Source organism: Cloacibacterium caeni (assembly GCF_907163125.1).
Classification (GTDB): domain Bacteria; phylum Bacteroidota; class Bacteroidia; order Flavobacteriales; family Weeksellaceae; genus Cloacibacterium; species Cloacibacterium caeni_B.
Genome location: NZ_OU015319.1, coordinates 1,658,048 through 1,674,462, shown reverse-complemented (window position 1 = coordinate 1,674,462; position 16,415 = coordinate 1,658,048). Strand labels below are relative to the sequence as shown.

Sequence of the window (16,415 nt, the reverse complement as noted above, 5' to 3'; positions counted from 1 at the left end):
GAATTTGGGAGGTTTTTTGATTTAGAAAAAATAAAAATTCCCACCAATTTCTCGGTGGGGATTTTTTCAACACAAAAGTTTTTATTTAGATAAAAATAATTTGAGTGCCTTCTCCAGCTGCTCTTGCGTAGAAATCACCTACAGTTAAGATGCCTTCCACTTCTGGAGTTAAGTCTTCTTCTTTTAAATCAAACATTTCAAAAGCCAATTTACAAACCCAAAGTCTGCAACCAGAAGCTGATAAAATTTCTAGAAATTCATCAATTGGCGGAATGTCTAATTTTTCCATTTTAGATTTCATCATTTTGGTAGCCAGAGCTTCCATTCCTGGTAAACCGCCTAACATGGTAGGCATGTGCATTGCAGGATTTCCTACTGTAGCCACATGAATGTCTTTTAGTCTGTCCTTAATTACAGCATCTAGTCCGAAGAAAGTAAAGAAAATTTCTGCTTCCATGCCTTCCATTCTCGCGCCGTTTGCCAAAATAAAACCTGCGTAAACACTTTCTAAAGTTCCTTTAGAAATAATTACCATTACTTTTTCTATAGGTTTTAGAGATTTATCTAAATCTGCTAATGGATTTTTTAATAATGTAGTTTCCATATTTTTTATTTTAAATATTAGATTTGAGATATTAGAAGTTAGATATGAGATGAAAGAAATTTTGGTTCAAAAAATTTAAAATTAAAGTGTTTTTTAATCTTGAATCTCACATCTTAAATCTTATAATCTATTTAAATACAAGATTTTGGTTTAGAAATTCCTGCCAATCTACTAGAGATTTTAAGTGGTCCTTTTGGGAACAATTCATAGAATTCTTTAATATCTACTACGCCAGATTTTCCTACGCCTCTTATGGTTAATGCTACATCTTTTTTCTGTTGGTCTCTTAAATATTCTAACACGTCGAAATGTCTGTTTCCTAGTTCTAAACCGTCTTCTTTAGCCATTTCTTTAGCTACTTCGTGATTCCATTGGTTCATGTCTGTAAGGTATCCCTCGTCGTTTACATTGATTGTAAAACCTGCATAAGTTTTTTCCATTTTGATAATATTTTTTTGTTAATTTTTTTTAAATTTTAGAAATTCACCGTTCACAGCCCAGCGAATTCACTATTCACTTTTATACTGTTTCTTTGTCAAATTTCTTTCCTGCTCTGCTCATTGTAGGCGTTACGAAAGGTATTTTTCTAGCAGGAAGAAGCATATTCCAATACACCCATTTGAAAGCCATTTTTCCAAAGTGGTTAAAAGCACTTTCTTCTAATAAATTTAGCGGACCGATTCCAGCGAATGGGAATTTTCCTTTTAATGGTTCTACATCATAATTGAAATCTATCAGTAATGCTTTTCCTTTTCCTGTTTCTATGAAACAATTGGCGTGACCGTCAAATTCTGGATTGAGTGGTTTCCCTTCTATATATTTTAGAATATTTTCAGTAAGAATTTCGGCTTCGAAATGCGCTACAGAACCAGCTTTAGAAGCAGGAACATTCGTTGCATCACCGATTACGAAGATGTTTTCTTTTACTTTACTTTGTAAGGTGTTTTTATCAGTAGGAACGTAGTTTAGATCATCTCCAAAACCTGAACGAAGAATACATTCGTCTCCCATATTGGTTGGAATGGTAACTAATAAGTCAAAATCTACCACTTCGCCACCGTAATCGAACATTTTTCCGTTTTCTCCTTCTATATGTTCTACTGCGAAATCTGGAACAATCTTGATGTTTTTATCTTTTAATAGATATTCTAAAGCTTTGGTGCATTTTTCTTTAGTAAATGCACCAGAAAGTGGAGTAACGTAAGAAATTTCTACTTTGTCTCTCATTCCTTTTTTGGTGAAGTAATCATCTGCTAAAAAAGCAAATTCTAGCGGAGCAACAGGACATTTAATTGGCATTTCAGTAATGTGAACCACTAATTTTCCTCCTGGCCAAGTTTCTAATTTTTTAGCCAAAGCACAACTTCCCTCGAAAGTGTAGAAATCGAAAATATTTTTTTGCCAAGTGTCACCTTTCATGCCCGGAACTTCTTCTGGAGCGATTTTACAACCTGTAGCAATGATGAGAATGTCATATTTTACATTTCTTCCGTTTTCTAAAATAACGGTATCTGTATCTTTATCTATTCTGTCGATTTTTTCACGAATAAGTTGAATTCCTTTTGGTAAAAATTCATCAATCGTTCTTTTTACATCTTCTGGTTGATAAGTTCCAAAAGGAATAAATAAAAATCCTGGCTGATAGTAATGAGACTTAAATTGGTCTACCAAAGTAATTTGCCAATCTTTTTTATTCAGTTTTTTTACTAGGTGATTCGCCATCATGGTTCCGGCGGTTCCTGCTCCTAAGATTACTAAGTTTTTCATATTTTCTAACTTTATAAGAATGAGTAATTCTTAATTTTCTTGTACAAATTTACATCAGCACAAAATGGACTTGTGTAACTTATATTACACAACCTCAATGACTTTTGTCATTATAATCGAAATAAAATCCGTTATTTTTATTTGACTTAAATTTGTAAAAAATTAGAAAATGTACTTAGAAAAAGAGATAGAGTTCATCCTTACTTTAGACCAACTCAAAAACGTAATCCGTAGAAATTTTAATCATGACAATTCTAGAAGAGAAAATACAGCAGAACATTCATGGCAAGTCATTGTTTTTGCGCAGATACTTTTTCCCTATGCTCGAAACAAAGAAAAAATAGATTTAGGAAGAGTGATTAAGATGCTTTCTATACATGATGTGGTAGAAATTGATGCAGGAGATACATTTTTCTATGATGAAAAAGCAAATGAAGGAAAATTTGAGCGTGAACTGGCTTCTGCTGAAAGAATTTTTGGGATTTTGGCAGAACCTATGAAATCAGAATTTATGAACCTTTGGTTAGAATTCGAAGCTGGAGAAACAGAAACCGCCATTTTTGCAAGTGCTGTAGACAGAATGATTCCTTTTGTGATGAATTGTTTTAACAATGGTTTGAGTTGGATAGAAGCAGGAGTAGAGTTTGAGAAGGTGCAAAAAATGCTTCGCCCGAGAATAGAATTGGCTTCAGAAGATATGCTTGATACCTTTGATGTGCTGATTAGAAAGGCTTTTGGCGAAGGAAAACTTTTATAGCACTTATTCAATAAATTTCTTTATTTTGCATCCCGGTGATTAACGATTAATTATTTAAAAATGAATAAAATTCCTAGCGTAGATTTACGCGATTTTCTTTCGGGAGACGAAACAAGAAAACAAAAATTTGTAAACGAAATTGGTAAAGCATACGAAGAAATAGGCTTCGTAGCGCTTAAAGGTCATTTCTTAGACCAAAATTTAGTAGACCAATTGTACGCCGAAATCAAAAACTTCTTTAGCCTTCCTATAGAAGTAAAATCAAAATACGAAATTCCTGGAATTGGCGGTCAAAGAGGTTATGTAGGTTTCGGAAAAGAAACTGCAAAAGGCTTCAAAGCAGCTGATTTAAAAGAGTTTTGGCATTTCGGACAGTATTTACCAGAAGGTTCTAAATATTTAGCAGAATATCCAGAAAATGTAGAAGTTGTAGAAGCGCCAGAATTTAACAAAGTAGGAAAAGAAGCCTATAAAATGCTAGAAAAAACCGGAATTTATGTATTGAGAGCTTTAGCATTATATGTAGGTTTAGATGAGTTTTATTTCGATAAATTCGTAGCAGAAGGAAACAGCATTCTTAGACCAATTCACTATCCACCGATTATGGAAGAGCCAAAAGATGCAGTAAGAGCAGCAGCTCATGGTGATATTAATTTAATAACTCTTTTAATTGGAGCTCACGGAAAAGGATTGCAAGTAAGAGACCACGAAGGAAATTGGGTAGATGCAATTGCGCAACCAGACGAATTGATGATTAATGTGGGCGATATGCTTTCTAGACACACCAATAATAAACTGAAATCTACGATTCACCAAGTGGTAAATCCAGAGAGAGAATTATGGGGAACTTCTAGATATTCTATTCCGTTTTTCATGCATCCAGTAAGCGAAATGCCGCTAAACTGTTTAGAAAATTGTATTGACGAAGACCATCCTAAATTATACGAAGACACGACTGCTGGAGAATTCTTGCACGAAAGATTAGTAGAATTAGGATTGATTAAATAAAATTTAATAAAATCTTAGATTTAAAAAGATGAAGCGTTCGCTTAAAAAACGAATTAATTCGTTAAACTTTGCTCACTGAAATGATGAACAATTTTTTATTAAACCTTTGCGTTTCAAAAAAATAAATAATAAAATTTTAAAAATCGAATCTTTTTTAAGGTTCGATTTTTTCTTTTTTAAAGGCAAAAATCAAATAAATAATTCCGAAGATAAAGGTGAGAGAAACCAAGAAAATTCGCCAATCTAATTTCTGTAAAATCACACCGCTGAAACTTCCTAAAGTACTTGCGCCAATGTAATAGAGCAACAAGTAAAATGCAATCGTCACGGTTCTTTTATCTTTTGAAAAATTCCCTACCGATTTACTACAAACCGTATGCGCTACAAAAAAGCTGTACGTGAAAACTGCCAATCCTACAATCACAGCTATTGTATTTTGCAGGAAAAAGAGGAGAATTCCTAGAATTCCTACTAAACTCATGGTTTTTAAAACATTTTCAGAATTTTTGAGTTTTCTTTCCCAAAAACTGACATTCATGGAACCAAAAACCCCTGAAATATAAAGCACGTAAACATAAGAAATCCAACTTCTGGAAATGTTAAATGGTGCTTTGACCAAGAAAAAAGCCATGTAATTGTACAAGCTGACAAATGTTCCTAGCAAAAGAAATCCTGTCATGTAAAAAGGTAATAATTTTGGGTGAGTAATGAGCTTGAAATTCGGTTCTATTAAAGTTTTAAAAGATTCTTTCTTTGGTTTGAAATTTTGTGATTTAGGAGCGAGTATAAAAAATAAAATCGCAAAAATAAGACACCAAATTCCAATAAATTCTGAAGCAAATTGCCAAGATTTATAATGTGAAACCTGAGATGAAATAACTCTTCCTACCATTCCGCCCACTGCATTTCCTGCAATGTAAAATCCTGTAATTCTCAATTTTCTGTTTTCTGAGACTTCTTCTGCGATGTAAGCCAAACAAACCGAAGTAGCACCAGAAAGCAAAAATCCTTTCAGGAAATTGAGCGCAATTAACACATTGAAATTTTCAGAAAATGAAGAAGTAAAAGCTAAAACTGCTGATGCAAATAAACAATATCCGATGACTTTTTTTCGGCTGTATCGGTCTGCTACGAAAGTGGAAGTAATCAAACCAAGAGCCATTCCCAAAGTCGCCGAAGAAACTGCAAAACTGCTTTTGGCTTTATTGATTTTGAAATATTCTACCAAATCAGGAAGCAACGCTTGATAATAATACACCAATCCAAAACATGACAATCCCGCCAAAAATACTGCAATAGCAATTTGTAAATCACGATTTTTGATGGTGTTTGATTTCAAAACAGAAATAAATAATTAGAGAAAAATAGTTCTTCAAATATAGCTAGAATTTGTTTTTTTATCAAAAATTTCTTATATTAGAGATAACAAGAAATTTTTGTTATGAATGATTTATACAACGATTTACTAAAACAAAACTATATTAGATTTACAAAATGCGATTCTGATAAAGAGAGGGAAGCAAAAAATTTTTTAATTGAAAAAAATTTATTTGAGAATAGTTTTGATTACAAAGGTCTGAAGTGTTTTCAAATAACCAATAAAGGTTTGGAAGCAAGAAGGTTAGGTTATGAAATTTATATTAGAGAATTTGAAAAAATAAATCATCATATGATGTATAATATAAATATTCATGGAAATCAAAATGAAGTAAACATTACAAATAATAATGAACAACCCAAAACCGATAAAATGAGTTTTTGGTCAAATTTTTTATCGTTGATTTCAAGTTTAGTATCAATTTTTGGAGTTAAATTTTAAATTCTCTCCAATTCGTCTTGAGAAATTTGTGTTTTAAAAAGTCCGTAATTCACGGTTACTTTTCCGTTTTTGTGAATGGTTTCTATGGTTCCCACAGAGGTAGAACCTGCAATTCTTACACGTTGACCAACTTTCATCCAAACGGCGCGTTCTTTTTGCGTTTTTTCTTCCAATTTTTGGTTGGTTTCTGCAATTTGAACTTGTATATTTTCCTTCTTGAGTTGTTGTTCTACTTTTCGTTTGGTAACTTTCAGTTTTTCTGATTCTGCTTTGTCTGAACCGAGTTTTCGGAATTTTTCCTGTTCCAAAATTTTCACAAAATCCTTTACGATATCTTTTCTTGATTTTCCTTTCAGATAACCATCAATAAAGGCTTCTATCTTATTTCCGAACTGTAATTTACGGTGTTCTTCTTCATATAATCTTTGAAAATTATAGAGTTTTTGTTGAAGCTGTTCGTTCAGTTTTTGCAGATTTTCTCGTTTATCTTCTACTGATTCTTTTTGCTCAACAAGGTTAGATTTCAGTTTTTCAACCTCAAATTTTTCTTGTTGCAATTTCACGATGGTTTTATCGAGATTTACCACGTCTTTTTCTACTTTAGAACGAGCATTTTTAATGATAAATCTTGGAATTCTATTTTTTTCTGCCACTTCAAAAGTGAAAGAACTTCCAGCTTGTCCCACTTCTAATTTATACAAAGGTTCCAATGAATATTCATCGAAAAGCATCGCCGCATTGGTTGCATTGGGCAATTGTTCTACCACCAATTTAATGTTGGTATAATGCGTGGTAATAATCGCGAAAGATTTTTTTTCGTAGAAAAATTCCAGAAAACTTTCTGCTAAAGCGCCACCTAATTCTGGATCAGAACCCGTCCCGAATTCATCAATCAGAAGCAACGTTTTATCATCAGCTTCTCTGATAATTCCAGACATTTTTTTGAGTCGAGAACTGTAGGTAGAAAGATGGTTTTCAATAGATTGATTGTCACCAATATCCGTTCTAATTTTTTCAAAAAAGAACATTTCAGATTTCGGATGAACAGGAACCAAAATTCCGCTCTGAATCATCAATTGAAGCAAACCAACGGTTTTCAGCGTGATCGATTTTCCACCAGCATTTGGTCCAGAAATACAGAGAATTCGGTTATGCTCCGTCAAAGTCAATGTTTGCGGATAGATTTCCTTTTTTTCTTCTCGGTTTCTCAATAAAAGCAATGGGTGAAATGCGTTGACCAATCTCATGGTTTTATGACGATTGATTTTGGGCAAAACACCGCCAATTTTTTCAGCAAATTTGGCTTTTGCTCTCGTAATATCTAAATCGAAAATATATTTTTGATATTCTTCTAATTCTGGAGCGAAAATGGCAATTTCTGCCGTAAGTTTTCGCAGAATTTTATCCACTTCTTTCTTTTCTTCTTCTTCCGCTTCACGAAGTTTAAAGTAATGTCTAGAAACACTTTCTGGCTGAATGTAAGTGATAGAACCTGTTTTAGAAACGCCTAAAACTCTACCGGGAACACGTTTTTTGAAACCAGATTTTACTGCCAAAACTCTTTGGTCATCAATCACCGTTTCTTTAATTTCATCTAAAAAATCTGTGGAAGAAAGATGAGAAAGCGTTTTGCTAAAATTCTCTTGAATATGTTTTTTAGCGTGCTGAATTTCGGTTCTCAAAGATTTTAAAATGGGTGAAGCTTCAGATTTTACTTCGCCAAAACGATTAAAAACTTTGTCGATTTTATCTACAATTTCTTTCTTGAAATCCAATTGCAACACTTCTTCCAATAAAATAGGGAAAGTTTCGGCAAGCACGGGAAAGAATTTCTGCAATTTCCCGATTTGTTCGGTGAGGTTTTTAATCTTGATAAAAGCAGCGTTTTCTAACCTGAAATTTTCGATGTGCATTACCTTGAGTTCTGCTTCTATATCTTCGTATTCACTAAATGGAATTGCGTTTGAACTCTCATAACTTGTGAGATATTCGGCAGTTTTTTTCAAAGTAATTTCTGCTTCATCTATTTTTAAAAGTTTGAGATGAAGGATTTTTTCTGCCACTTTCGGCGAATACGCATAAGGAGAAATTTCCGCGAGCAATTTCGGGAATTCTAATTCTTGTAAATTTTCTTTGGTTACTTGCACAATGCAAAGATAATGTAAAGTCGTTGAATTGTAAAGTTGTAAAATCGTTACGATGATTTTTGTAAATTTGAGGAAATGGATTTTATGAAAAAACTAATAGCAATTTTAACCTTTTTAAGTTTAGTTTCTTGTAAAAAAGAAGTTTCAAAAACTGAAATTAAAAAAGAAAAAGTAACAGAAACAAAAATTTGGGTAAGTAAAAATCAAAAATTTTTAGACCAATTTAAAACTGTAGATTTTGATACGCTTAAAGTATATTCTGGAGAAGAAATTTATAATGAAAATTTCGAATTTTTCGGGAATAAAATTGATAGTTCAGATTTGAAATTATTTCCAAAACAATATAATGCTTTTGATAATGGTAAAGTACAAACGTATGCCGTTTATAAGTTCAATATAGATGAAAATAATTTAGGTTTAATTGCTAGAACTCCATCTGAATATTGGCCAACATCTTTGAAACTCTTTGTTTACAATAAAAGCCAAGAAAGAATTATAAATTTTATAGAAATTGCTGAAAGTTGGGGAGATGCAGGTGATGTTCTCACTAAAAAATCTTGGATTTATAAAGATAAAAATAATCAACTGAATTGCTTTCTTTGGAGGTATTATGCGCATGATGATAGCATGGACGTAGATAATGAAACACCAAGTTTTATAGAAAATCATTACTTTCTTTTACAATTCAATAATGGAAAATTAGACACGATTAGTAAAAATAATGAACAATTAGAAAAACAATTTTCTAAAATTATTAAGAAAGAAAGTTTGTAGTTTTTGCAAAAAAATGCAACTTTACAACTCAACAAATTCACAACTTTACAACAAAACATGACTTGGACAGAAATTCTTGCCCCAATAAAAAACACAGAATATTTTGAAACGCTTTGGCAAAAAGTGAAAAATGAATATGCTACAACCAAATGTTTCCCACCAAAAAATCAAATTTTCCGTGCTATTGAACTTACACCTTTTGAAGAAGTAGAAGTGGTAATTATTGGGCAAGATCCGTATCATAATGATTTTCAGGCAAATGGTTTGTGTTTTTCGGTTTCTGATTTGGTAAAAGCGCCACCTTCTCTCAAAAATATTTTTACAGAACTGAAAGACGATTTGGGAATTGAAAAAACAAGTAACGAACTGGATTCTTGGGCGAAACAAGGTGTTTTATTGCTCAATGCTACTTTAACAGTTCGTGCGCATGAACCGAATTCTCACAAAGATTTGGGCTGGGAAAAATTCACAGATTTTATCATCAAAGAAATTTCTGAGAAAAAAGAAAATGTGGTTTTTGTTTTGTGGGGCGCATTTGCGCAAAAAAAAGCTTCGCTCATAGATGAAACGAAGCATTTTATCATTCAGTCGGCGCATCCTTCTCCGTTTTCGGTGTACAGAGGTTTCTACGGAAGCAGACCTTTTTCTAAAATTAATGAATATCTGATTTCTAAAAATAAGAAACCGATAAACTGGTAGTGAATTTTTATGATTTACCGTTCTTTTGCGTGAGCGATTGCAGTGGAAATCCTTTTTTTTGTGGCTGAGCTTGACGAAGCCACCGAAAAAAAGATTGTAACGGAAAGCGCGGTCTTTTTTCGATTGTTGGCAAAAGTTTTGGCGAAAAAGACACGCCCAAAAATTATTCTACCTTAATATCTACCACGTATTTTCCTTTCAGTTTTTCAAAGTTTACTTCTGTAGAATTAGCAGGATAAAAATTAACAAGCGTGTATTTGTGACCATTAAAAACGAAAGAATTTTTAAGGTTTTTTCCGGCATCATCTATCGTAGAAACGATGAATTTTCTAGGTCTAGAATGCACACTCATCACTTCTATCTCTGCGGAAGCATAACCTGCCCAAACACAACGAGCGTTCATAGGACATCTGTTGTCTTCGGTCACTTTATTGAAGGTGATGTTTACTTTTTCGTTTTCTAAAAAGATATTCTGTTTTTCGATCAAACGAGTAACGCCAGATTCTGGTTTTTCTGTAGGATAGGTAGAATTTACTTCTTGAGAGCTGGTTACAGGCATTTTCATTTCTGTAGATTTTTGTTGGCAAGTGCATTGAGTTACCAAAAAGGTAGCTGCTGCTAATATTAAGAATTTAGTGTTCATGTTTTTAAGAATTGAAGATATTAATAAGTACTACCAAAAACATTGCCAATCCTACCATAAGATTAAAACCCGTTCCGTAGATGAAGCCAATGAAAGCACCTTTTGTAGCTTTGAGTGCTTTTTGTTTGTCGTTTCTATCATGCAAAAGTTCGCCTAAGAAAACGCCTAGTAACATACCAATTAAAAAACCAAGTGGTGGGAAAAATAAACCTACAATCGTCCCGATGAAACCTCCATATTTTCCGTAATTGCTACCACCATATTTCTCGGTGGTTTTGATGGGAATAATGTAATTAAGCACCAATGAGATGAGTGTTAAAATCCCAAAAATGACAATATACCAAATAGAAAAATCTGGATTTGCGCCGTATTTGTAAAGAATTAATCCTAAAAAACTCACGGCTAATCCTGGTAAAACAGGCAAGAAAGTTCCTAGAATTCCTATTGCTATGATGATAAGTGAGACAATGGTAATAATATTTTGCTCCATAAATCTTTAATTAGTTTGGTTAAAAGTAATAAATAAAAGCAAATTCCCAATGATATTTTTTATTTTTGCGTAAATTTAGCTTTATGGGATTATTAAGAAAATGGAGTTTAGAAATTGGTCAGTTTGTGAAAGAAAATTTTACAGAGGAATTGACTTTGCCGGCTACTATTGGATTTAAAATCCTTTTTTTATGCTTGGTTTTTATCGTTATTGATTTTATTTCAGTAATGTTTTGGAAATTTTTTTCTAGATTTTTGGTCAATGTTTTTAAAAGCAAACCCATTCTAAAAGAAGCATATAAACAAAAAGCTTGGCGTTCTATTGGACATTTTTTCTCTTTGTTTTTTGTTTACCTTATATATGATGAAATTTTTGCGGTTATTCACCCAAAAACGCATATTTATGTAGGAAGATTAATTGTTTTTGGGCAAGTAATGGTCATCGCTTTCTTGGCTTATCGTTTCGCTAAAGCTTTAGAAAATTATTACATTCAAAATAAAGATAATTATAGAATAACTGCCATTAAAGCGCTTTCTGAAACCATTAGAATTTTTGGAACTGTTGTTTTTTCATTAATAGGAATTTTTGTAATTTTTGGAATAGAACTTCAGACTGTTTTAGGCGTTTTAGGAGCTGTTACTGCGGTAATTTTGTTGGTTTTCCGAGATACCATTTTAGGATTTGTGACAGGAATTCACGTTTCTACTTCTAAAAATCTTAAAATTGGCGATTGGATTGGAATTCCAAAGTATAATATTGAAGGAAATATTCAAGATATTAATTTATTGACGACTAAAATTGTCAATTTTGACAAAACCATTTCCACAATTCCTACCTACGATTTGCTTTCTACGGAAATCAGAAATCACCAAGTAATGTACGAAGGAAGCAGCCGAAGAATTAAGCGTTCGATTTATTTCAATATCAAATCTTTTAAATTTGTAGATGATGAATTTTATGAAAAAGTAAAAGACATCAACTTGATTTCTGAATATATGGATAGAAAACTTCGCGAAATAGCAGAAAGCAAGAAGAATATTCCACATGCTGAAAGAATTATCAATGGTCAACAGTTAACTAACATCGGACTTTTTAGAAATTATGTATTGAATTACCTCAAAAATAATCCAAAAGTAGATCAAGACGAAATCGTTTTGGTTCGTCAGTTAGAAATTTCACCTCAAGGAATGCCTTTAGAAATTTATTGTTTTGCCAATAAAGCAGAATTGGTAGATTACGAAAGAATTCAAGCAGATATTTTTGACCATATTCTTACCGCAGCACAAGAATTTGACCTTGAAATCATGCAAATAAGTAAAGTATAATATAAAATTTTAGAAATAGGATTATAGAAGTGGGACGAATTTTGTCAAAATCTAAAATCTAAAATCTAAAATCTAAAATCTAAAATAATGACAAAATTATCAGTAAATATCAATAAAATTGCGACCATCAGAAATGCAAGAGGTGCAGAAACTCCTAGTGTAATAGAAGCAGCAATTAAAATTCAAGAGTTTGGCGGGCAAGGCATTACCATCCATCCAAGACCAGACGAAAGACACATCACTAGAAAAGATGTGTACGATTTAAAGCCTTTGGTTTATACAGAATTTAATATCGAGGGAAATCCTCATCGTCCGTTTATTGATATGGTTTTAGAAGTAAAACCAGAGCAAGTTACATTGGTTCCAGATGCAGATGATGCCATTACATCTAATGCAGGTTGGGATTGCGAAAAAAATCTAGATTTTTTGAAATCTGTGATTGCAGAATTTAAAAATGCAGGCATTAGAACCTCTATTTTCCTTGACCCGAATCCTGCAATGGTGAAATTTGCGGCAGAAACAGGAACAGAAAGAATTGAATTGTACACAGAAGCTTACGCCAGAAATTACGAAACCGACAAAGAAGCTGCCATAAAACCTTATTATGAAACTGCTGTAGAAGCTACAAAATACGGTTTAGGTATTAATGCAGGTCATGATTTGAGTTTAGATAATCTGAAATATTTCGCAGATAATATTCCGAATTTATTAGAGGTTTCTATTGGTCATGCTTTAATCTCTGAAGCATTGTATTTGGGTTTAGAAAACACCATTCAAGCGTATTTAAAGAGATTGGCGAAATGGTAATTAATTTAAAATTTTTGTATTAAAATTTTAAAAAGAATCTGCTCAATCAGCAAAATCAGCGAGAGATAAACCAATGAAAAAACTTCTCAAAATTTTTATAGTCCCTATTTTTTTGACAGTAACTAGCTGCCAAATCAACCAAGTTTTAGAACCGTGGAGAAATTCCCTCGACAAAAAAGAATTCGCTTGGAAAGAAGGAATAGATTCTTTAAAATTAAAAATTTCAGGAGAAAATCTTCAGCCAACTTTCTATAAAAACAATGAAAATTTAGAAAGAAATTATACCATTAAAAGTTTTTATTTCAAAACCAAAGAAGGCAGAAAACTAAACGCTTGGTTGTTACAATCTACCAAAGAAAAACCAAAAGCTTCGGTTTTTGCACTTCACGGAAATGCAGGAAATTTGAATACTCAATTTCAAAGTTTTGCAGATTTAACAAAAAATGGATTCCAAATTTTTATTTTTGATTACAGTGGTTTTGGCTATTCCGAAGGAAAAGCTACCAGGAAAAACGCTTTAGAAGATGCCTTTTCTGCATTCCAATTTTTTGAAAATTTAGATGAGGTAAAAAACACTCCTAAAATTATTTACGGACAATCTTTCGGCGGAAATTTAGCAATTCCACTTGCGACTAGAAATCAACAAAAAATTGAAGGTTTGGTTGTAGAAGGCACTTTTATGAATGTTAAAAACATTGCCAATAGAAAAATTCCAGTTTTTGGAGGTTTAATAATTAGCAATAATTACAACAACAGAAAAAATTTAAAATCTTTCAAAAAACCAATTTTAATAGTTCATAGTAAAGAAGATGAAGTGGTAAATTTCAAGTTGGGCAAGCAAATTTTTAAAAATGCCAATCATCCCAAAGAATTTTTTGAAATTGACAAACCTCACATCAGCGGAATTAGATTTTATCACAATGAAATCTCAAATAAAATAGATTTCCTAATTTTGAAAAAATAGAAATCTGTTGAATCAGCAAAATCTGCGAGAAAAATTGTATTCTAAAAATTGATTTTTCTTTGCGAGCTTTAGAAATAAATAAAAAATTCTGCGCACTTTGCGTGAAAAAAATATGCAAATTTTACACTCAAAAATATACGGACAAGAAAAAACCGAAACTCCATTACTTGTTTTTCATGGACTTTTCGGAATGCTAGATAATTGGGGAAGTTTCGGAAAAGAGTTTGGAGAATTGTTTCCAACTCATTTGATTGACTTAAGAAATCATGGAAAAAGTTTTCATTCAGATGAGATGAATCATCAAGTTTTGGCAGATGATATTCTCAATTATATGAATTTTCACGGCATCGAAAAGGCCAATTTTCTCGGGCATTCTCTTGGTGGAAAAGCAGTGATGACTTTTGCGATTTCTTATCCTGAAAAAGTAGAAAAACTGATTGTAGCAGACATCGCTCCAAAAGCGTATCCTCCACATCATCAGGGAATTATCAAAGCACTTCAATCGGTAAATTTCGATGAAGTAAAATCAAGACAAGACGTGGAAAACGTTTTATCTCAGTACATTCCAGAGAAATTTGTGATTCAGTTTTTGACTAAAAACTTGTATTGGACGGAAGATAAAAAACTCAATTGGCGTTTTAACATCAATACTTTGGCAGAAAAATACAATGATTTCGTTGCCAATGCCATAAAATTTGGAAAATTCGAAGGCGAAACTTTGTTTTTAGCTGGTGCAAAATCTCATTATATCCTTCCGCAAGATGAATTATTGATGCGCCAACAGTTCCCGAAATATCAATTGGTTTCTATTGCTAATGCTGGACACTGGCTTCAAGCCGAAAACCCAAAAGATTTCAATCAAGCGGTAAAAGAATTTTTAACTTAATTTACTGTTGCTTTTACAAATTTCGAATTATAAGCATTTCCCAAAATACAATTGGTGGTAATGCCGAAATTGTAGTGGCCAGCTTTTAGGTTTTGCGTGTTGATTTTAATCTGCGTTTTGAAACTTTCTCCAGGTTTTAAAACGGTTGGCATTTTTTCAATTTCTGTGGGAATATCCGTTGTTTCTCTGTGCGCCAAAAATACAGCAGTAATGGTCACTGGAATTTCAGGGTGATTGAAATCAACAGCATTTTTGGTAAGATTATAAATCGTAATCGGAATAATTTGATTGTTTTCCAATTTCTCTGAAGGAAGCTCAAATTCTATTTTTAATCGGTTGGGCGTTTGGAAATGTTCTACATAAAAACCATTAAAGCTAATCTGTTCTTTATCTAATAATTTTATCGCTTTTGGAGATTCTGGTTTTTCTACAAAAACTCTTTTTCCAAAATAGTTTTGTTCTCTTTGCCAAATGTCAAATTGTGTTTTTTTAACATTTAAAGAACCTAGAGTAGAAGATTCGTTTCCTGTAAAATAGTTGTACAAAGAAGTCGATTGGAATGAACCGGTAAATAAAACGGGAGTTTTTCCTATTTTTTTAGCTAAAGCCTCATATTTTTGTTTTTTGCCAGTAAATTCTAAAGTTTTAGGAAGAAGGTTTGTTAAAATAACTACTCTAGCGAGAAAAACTAAAAATATAGAACCCAAAACATACGTGCGCACATATTTTTTCCAAGATGGCTTTTCTTTGATAAATTGTAAAAATAAAATCAACATCGGAATAGAGGCAATTACTGTCCAATGTGGCTCTACATGTCCTCTAAGACTCGTTAAAGCAAAGAAAACCAAGAAACCTACACTTACAAAATAATAGGCTTTTTCTTGAAGATTTTGGTATTTATTTTTAAAAAGTAAAATAACAAAAGGAATTAATATAAACGGATTGAAAACCGCAAATTGGTTGGGTAGATATTCTAGAAAATAAATAAATTCAAAATCTTCTGAACGATCTACCAAGTGATACTGAAACGTAGGGAAATTATGCTCAATATGCCACATTAAATGTGGAATCATCAATAAAGAAGTTATAATTCCAGCAAGATAAATATAAGGTTTTGTCAGCATTTTTAAGTTAGAAATCACCACGAAAAACACCAATAAAACAGCTTGATATTTACTGTAAAAAAGCAATGCAACAGAAATTCCTAGTAAAACTGCATTCCAAAAATTTTGTTTTTCGGTAAATCTTTGGTATAAAATAAAAAATACAGTCCCAAAAAATAATAGAGGAACATCTGGTGTGGTGATGAAGGAATAAGCATTCATCATAACTAAACCTAGTGATAGAATGATAAATTCATTTACATAAGAAGCTTTGTCTTTCGGTAAAAGGTATTTCCAAATGAGAAATAAATTTCCAGAAAATAATAAAACGGTTAAAAATCTTACTCCCAGATTTCCATTAAAAAAAAGTTGAGAAATCTTAATCACCAATGCTACCATCGGTGGATGATCATAATATCCCCAGTCTAAATCTCTCGCATATTGGTAGTAATAGGCTTCATCTAAAGTAATTTCGGTAAAAAATGCCTGTAAAAGATTGATGAAAGTAATAATGAGTATGAAAAGATAAATTTTTTTAGATGAAGTTTTAGGGGTTTCAGACATTCCTTTTTTTTTGCAAAAATAACAAACTTTATCATCAAAATTCAAACATTAATTGTTT

Annotated in this window: 17 protein-coding genes; 9 read left to right on the top strand and 8 right to left on the bottom strand. The window is 32.2% G+C overall.

Annotation, left to right across the window (positions count from 1 at the left end; genetic code table 11):
* Nucleotides 1-85 precede the first annotated feature (85 nt).
* The 3 genes from KKQ79_RS07605 to sqr all read right to left on the bottom strand — a co-directional run bounded on the left by KKQ79_RS07605 (nt 86) and on the right by sqr (nt 2,371).
* Nucleotides 86-604 (bottom strand): DsrE/DsrF/DrsH-like family protein, encoded by a 519-nt coding sequence (locus KKQ79_RS07605; protein WP_104793410.1) that lies wholly within the window; start codon nt 602-604, stop codon nt 86-88.
* A gap of 131 nt (nt 605-735) precedes the next feature.
* Complete coding sequence (locus tag KKQ79_RS07600) at nt 736-1,044, bottom strand: TusE/DsrC/DsvC family sulfur relay protein (protein ID WP_069797015.1); 309 nt, start codon at nt 1,042-1,044, stop codon at nt 736-738.
* 79 nt (nt 1,045-1,123) lie between these two features.
* Nucleotides 1,124-2,371 carry a type III sulfide quinone reductase, selenoprotein subtype gene (sqr, locus tag KKQ79_RS07595; protein ID WP_213189620.1) on the bottom strand — a complete coding sequence of 416 codons (1,248 nt, stop codon included), beginning with the start codon at nt 2,369-2,371 and terminating at the stop codon, nt 1,124-1,126.
* Nucleotides 2,372-2,540: 169 nt separating this feature from the next.
* Here sqr and KKQ79_RS07590 point away from each other — a divergent pair, with 169 nt between their 5' ends.
* Nucleotides 2,541-3,128, top strand: coding sequence for an HD domain-containing protein (locus KKQ79_RS07590; protein ID WP_213189619.1), 588 nt, complete (start codon nt 2,541-2,543; stop codon nt 3,126-3,128).
* 60 nt (nt 3,129-3,188) lie between these two features.
* Complete coding sequence (locus KKQ79_RS07585) at nt 3,189-4,136, top strand: isopenicillin N synthase family dioxygenase (protein WP_213189618.1); 948 nt, start codon at nt 3,189-3,191, stop codon at nt 4,134-4,136.
* Nucleotides 4,137-4,290: 154 nt separating this feature from the next.
* On the opposite strand, the gene KKQ79_RS07580 is transcribed toward KKQ79_RS07585, so the two are convergent.
* Complete coding sequence (locus KKQ79_RS07580; RefSeq protein WP_213189617.1) at nt 4,291-5,475, bottom strand: MFS transporter; 1,185 nt, start codon at nt 5,473-5,475, stop codon at nt 4,291-4,293.
* A 102-nt stretch (nt 5,476-5,577) separates the two neighbouring features.
* Between KKQ79_RS07580 and KKQ79_RS07575 the strand changes: the two genes are divergently transcribed.
* The gene (locus tag KKQ79_RS07575) at nt 5,578-5,955 is read left to right on the top strand and encodes a hypothetical protein (RefSeq protein WP_213189616.1); all 378 of its coding nucleotides are present in this window, start codon (nt 5,578-5,580) and stop codon (nt 5,953-5,955) included.
* On the opposite strand, the gene KKQ79_RS07570 is transcribed toward KKQ79_RS07575, so the two are convergent.
* Complete coding sequence (locus KKQ79_RS07570) at nt 5,952-8,102, bottom strand: endonuclease MutS2 (RefSeq protein ID WP_213189615.1); 2,151 nt, start codon at nt 8,100-8,102, stop codon at nt 5,952-5,954. The genes KKQ79_RS07575 and KKQ79_RS07570 overlap by 4 nt on opposite strands.
* An 84-nt stretch (nt 8,103-8,186) precedes the next feature.
* Between KKQ79_RS07570 and KKQ79_RS07565 the strand changes: the two genes are divergently transcribed.
* Nucleotides 8,187-8,876, top strand: coding sequence for a hypothetical protein (locus KKQ79_RS07565; RefSeq protein ID WP_213189614.1), 690 nt, complete (start codon nt 8,187-8,189; stop codon nt 8,874-8,876).
* 3 nt (nt 8,877-8,879) lie between these two features.
* Complete coding sequence (locus tag KKQ79_RS07560; RefSeq protein WP_284070059.1) at nt 8,880-9,575, top strand: uracil-DNA glycosylase; 696 nt, start codon at nt 8,880-8,882, stop codon at nt 9,573-9,575.
* Nucleotides 9,576-9,738: 163 nt separating this feature from the next.
* Here KKQ79_RS07560 and KKQ79_RS07555 read toward each other — a convergent pair whose 3' ends face one another.
* Together KKQ79_RS07555 and KKQ79_RS07550 are read right to left on the bottom strand one after the other, a co-directional pair.
* Nucleotides 9,739-10,218, bottom strand: coding sequence for a hypothetical protein (locus KKQ79_RS07555; RefSeq protein WP_213189613.1), 480 nt, complete (start codon nt 10,216-10,218; stop codon nt 9,739-9,741).
* Nucleotides 10,219-10,222: 4 nt separating this feature from the next.
* Nucleotides 10,223-10,708, bottom strand: coding sequence for a DUF456 domain-containing protein (locus KKQ79_RS07550; RefSeq protein WP_213189612.1), 486 nt, complete (start codon nt 10,706-10,708; stop codon nt 10,223-10,225).
* A gap of 83 nt (nt 10,709-10,791) precedes the next feature.
* On the opposite strand from KKQ79_RS07550, the gene KKQ79_RS07545 reads away from it, so the two are divergent.
* The 4 genes from KKQ79_RS07545 to KKQ79_RS07530 all read left to right on the top strand — a co-directional run bounded on the left by KKQ79_RS07545 (nt 10,792) and on the right by KKQ79_RS07530 (nt 14,690).
* Nucleotides 10,792-12,033 (top strand): mechanosensitive ion channel family protein, encoded by a 1,242-nt coding sequence (locus KKQ79_RS07545; protein ID WP_104793418.1) that lies wholly within the window; start codon nt 10,792-10,794, stop codon nt 12,031-12,033.
* 87 nt (nt 12,034-12,120) lie between these two features.
* Nucleotides 12,121-12,840 carry a pyridoxine 5'-phosphate synthase gene (locus tag KKQ79_RS07540; RefSeq protein WP_213189611.1) on the top strand — a complete coding sequence of 240 codons (720 nt, stop codon included), beginning with the start codon at nt 12,121-12,123 and terminating at the stop codon, nt 12,838-12,840.
* A 73-nt stretch (nt 12,841-12,913) separates the two neighbouring features.
* On the top strand, nt 12,914-13,804 hold the full coding sequence (locus KKQ79_RS07535; protein ID WP_213189610.1) for an alpha/beta hydrolase: 891 nt from the start codon (nt 12,914-12,916) through the stop codon (nt 13,802-13,804).
* A 112-nt stretch (nt 13,805-13,916) separates the two neighbouring features.
* Nucleotides 13,917-14,690, top strand: coding sequence for an alpha/beta fold hydrolase (locus KKQ79_RS07530; RefSeq protein WP_213189609.1), 774 nt, complete (start codon nt 13,917-13,919; stop codon nt 14,688-14,690).
* Here KKQ79_RS07530 and KKQ79_RS07525 read toward each other — a convergent pair.
* Nucleotides 14,687-16,357, bottom strand: a complete 1,671-nt coding sequence (locus tag KKQ79_RS07525) for an ArnT family glycosyltransferase (protein ID WP_213189608.1) — start codon at nt 16,355-16,357, stop codon at nt 14,687-14,689. The genes KKQ79_RS07530 and KKQ79_RS07525 overlap by 4 nt on opposite strands.
* Between the last annotated feature and the right edge of the window lie 58 nt (nt 16,358-16,415).

Excerpts from the sequence above, each read along its gene's own strand:
- KKQ79_RS07605 (WP_104793410.1), bottom strand. The coding sequence starts at position 604 with ATGGAAACTACATTATTAAAAAATCCATTAGCAGATTTAGATAAATCT.
- KKQ79_RS07600 (WP_069797015.1), bottom strand. The coding sequence starts at position 1,044 with ATGGAAAAAACTTATGCAGGTTTTACAATCAATGTAAACGACGAGGGA.
- sqr (WP_213189620.1), bottom strand. The coding sequence starts at position 2,371 with ATGAAAAACTTAGTAATCTTAGGAGCAGGAACCGCCGGAACCATGATG.
- KKQ79_RS07590 (WP_213189619.1), top strand. The coding sequence starts at position 2,541 with ATGTACTTAGAAAAAGAGATAGAGTTCATCCTTACTTTAGACCAACTC.
- KKQ79_RS07585 (WP_213189618.1), top strand. The coding sequence starts at position 3,189 with ATGAATAAAATTCCTAGCGTAGATTTACGCGATTTTCTTTCGGGAGAC.
- KKQ79_RS07575 (WP_213189616.1), top strand. The coding sequence starts at position 5,578 with ATGAATGATTTATACAACGATTTACTAAAACAAAACTATATTAGATTT.
- KKQ79_RS07565 (WP_213189614.1), top strand. The coding sequence starts at position 8,187 with ATGAAAAAACTAATAGCAATTTTAACCTTTTTAAGTTTAGTTTCTTGT.
- KKQ79_RS07555 (WP_213189613.1), bottom strand. The coding sequence starts at position 10,218 with ATGAACACTAAATTCTTAATATTAGCAGCAGCTACCTTTTTGGTAACT.
- KKQ79_RS07550 (WP_213189612.1), bottom strand. The coding sequence starts at position 10,708 with ATGGAGCAAAATATTATTACCATTGTCTCACTTATCATCATAGCAATA.
- KKQ79_RS07545 (WP_104793418.1), top strand. The coding sequence starts at position 10,792 with ATGGGATTATTAAGAAAATGGAGTTTAGAAATTGGTCAGTTTGTGAAA.
- KKQ79_RS07540 (WP_213189611.1), top strand. The coding sequence starts at position 12,121 with ATGACAAAATTATCAGTAAATATCAATAAAATTGCGACCATCAGAAAT.
- KKQ79_RS07535 (WP_213189610.1), top strand. The coding sequence starts at position 12,914 with ATGAAAAAACTTCTCAAAATTTTTATAGTCCCTATTTTTTTGACAGTA.
- KKQ79_RS07530 (WP_213189609.1), top strand. The coding sequence starts at position 13,917 with ATGCAAATTTTACACTCAAAAATATACGGACAAGAAAAAACCGAAACT.
- KKQ79_RS07525 (WP_213189608.1), bottom strand. The coding sequence starts at position 16,357 with ATGTCTGAAACCCCTAAAACTTCATCTAAAAAAATTTATCTTTTCATA.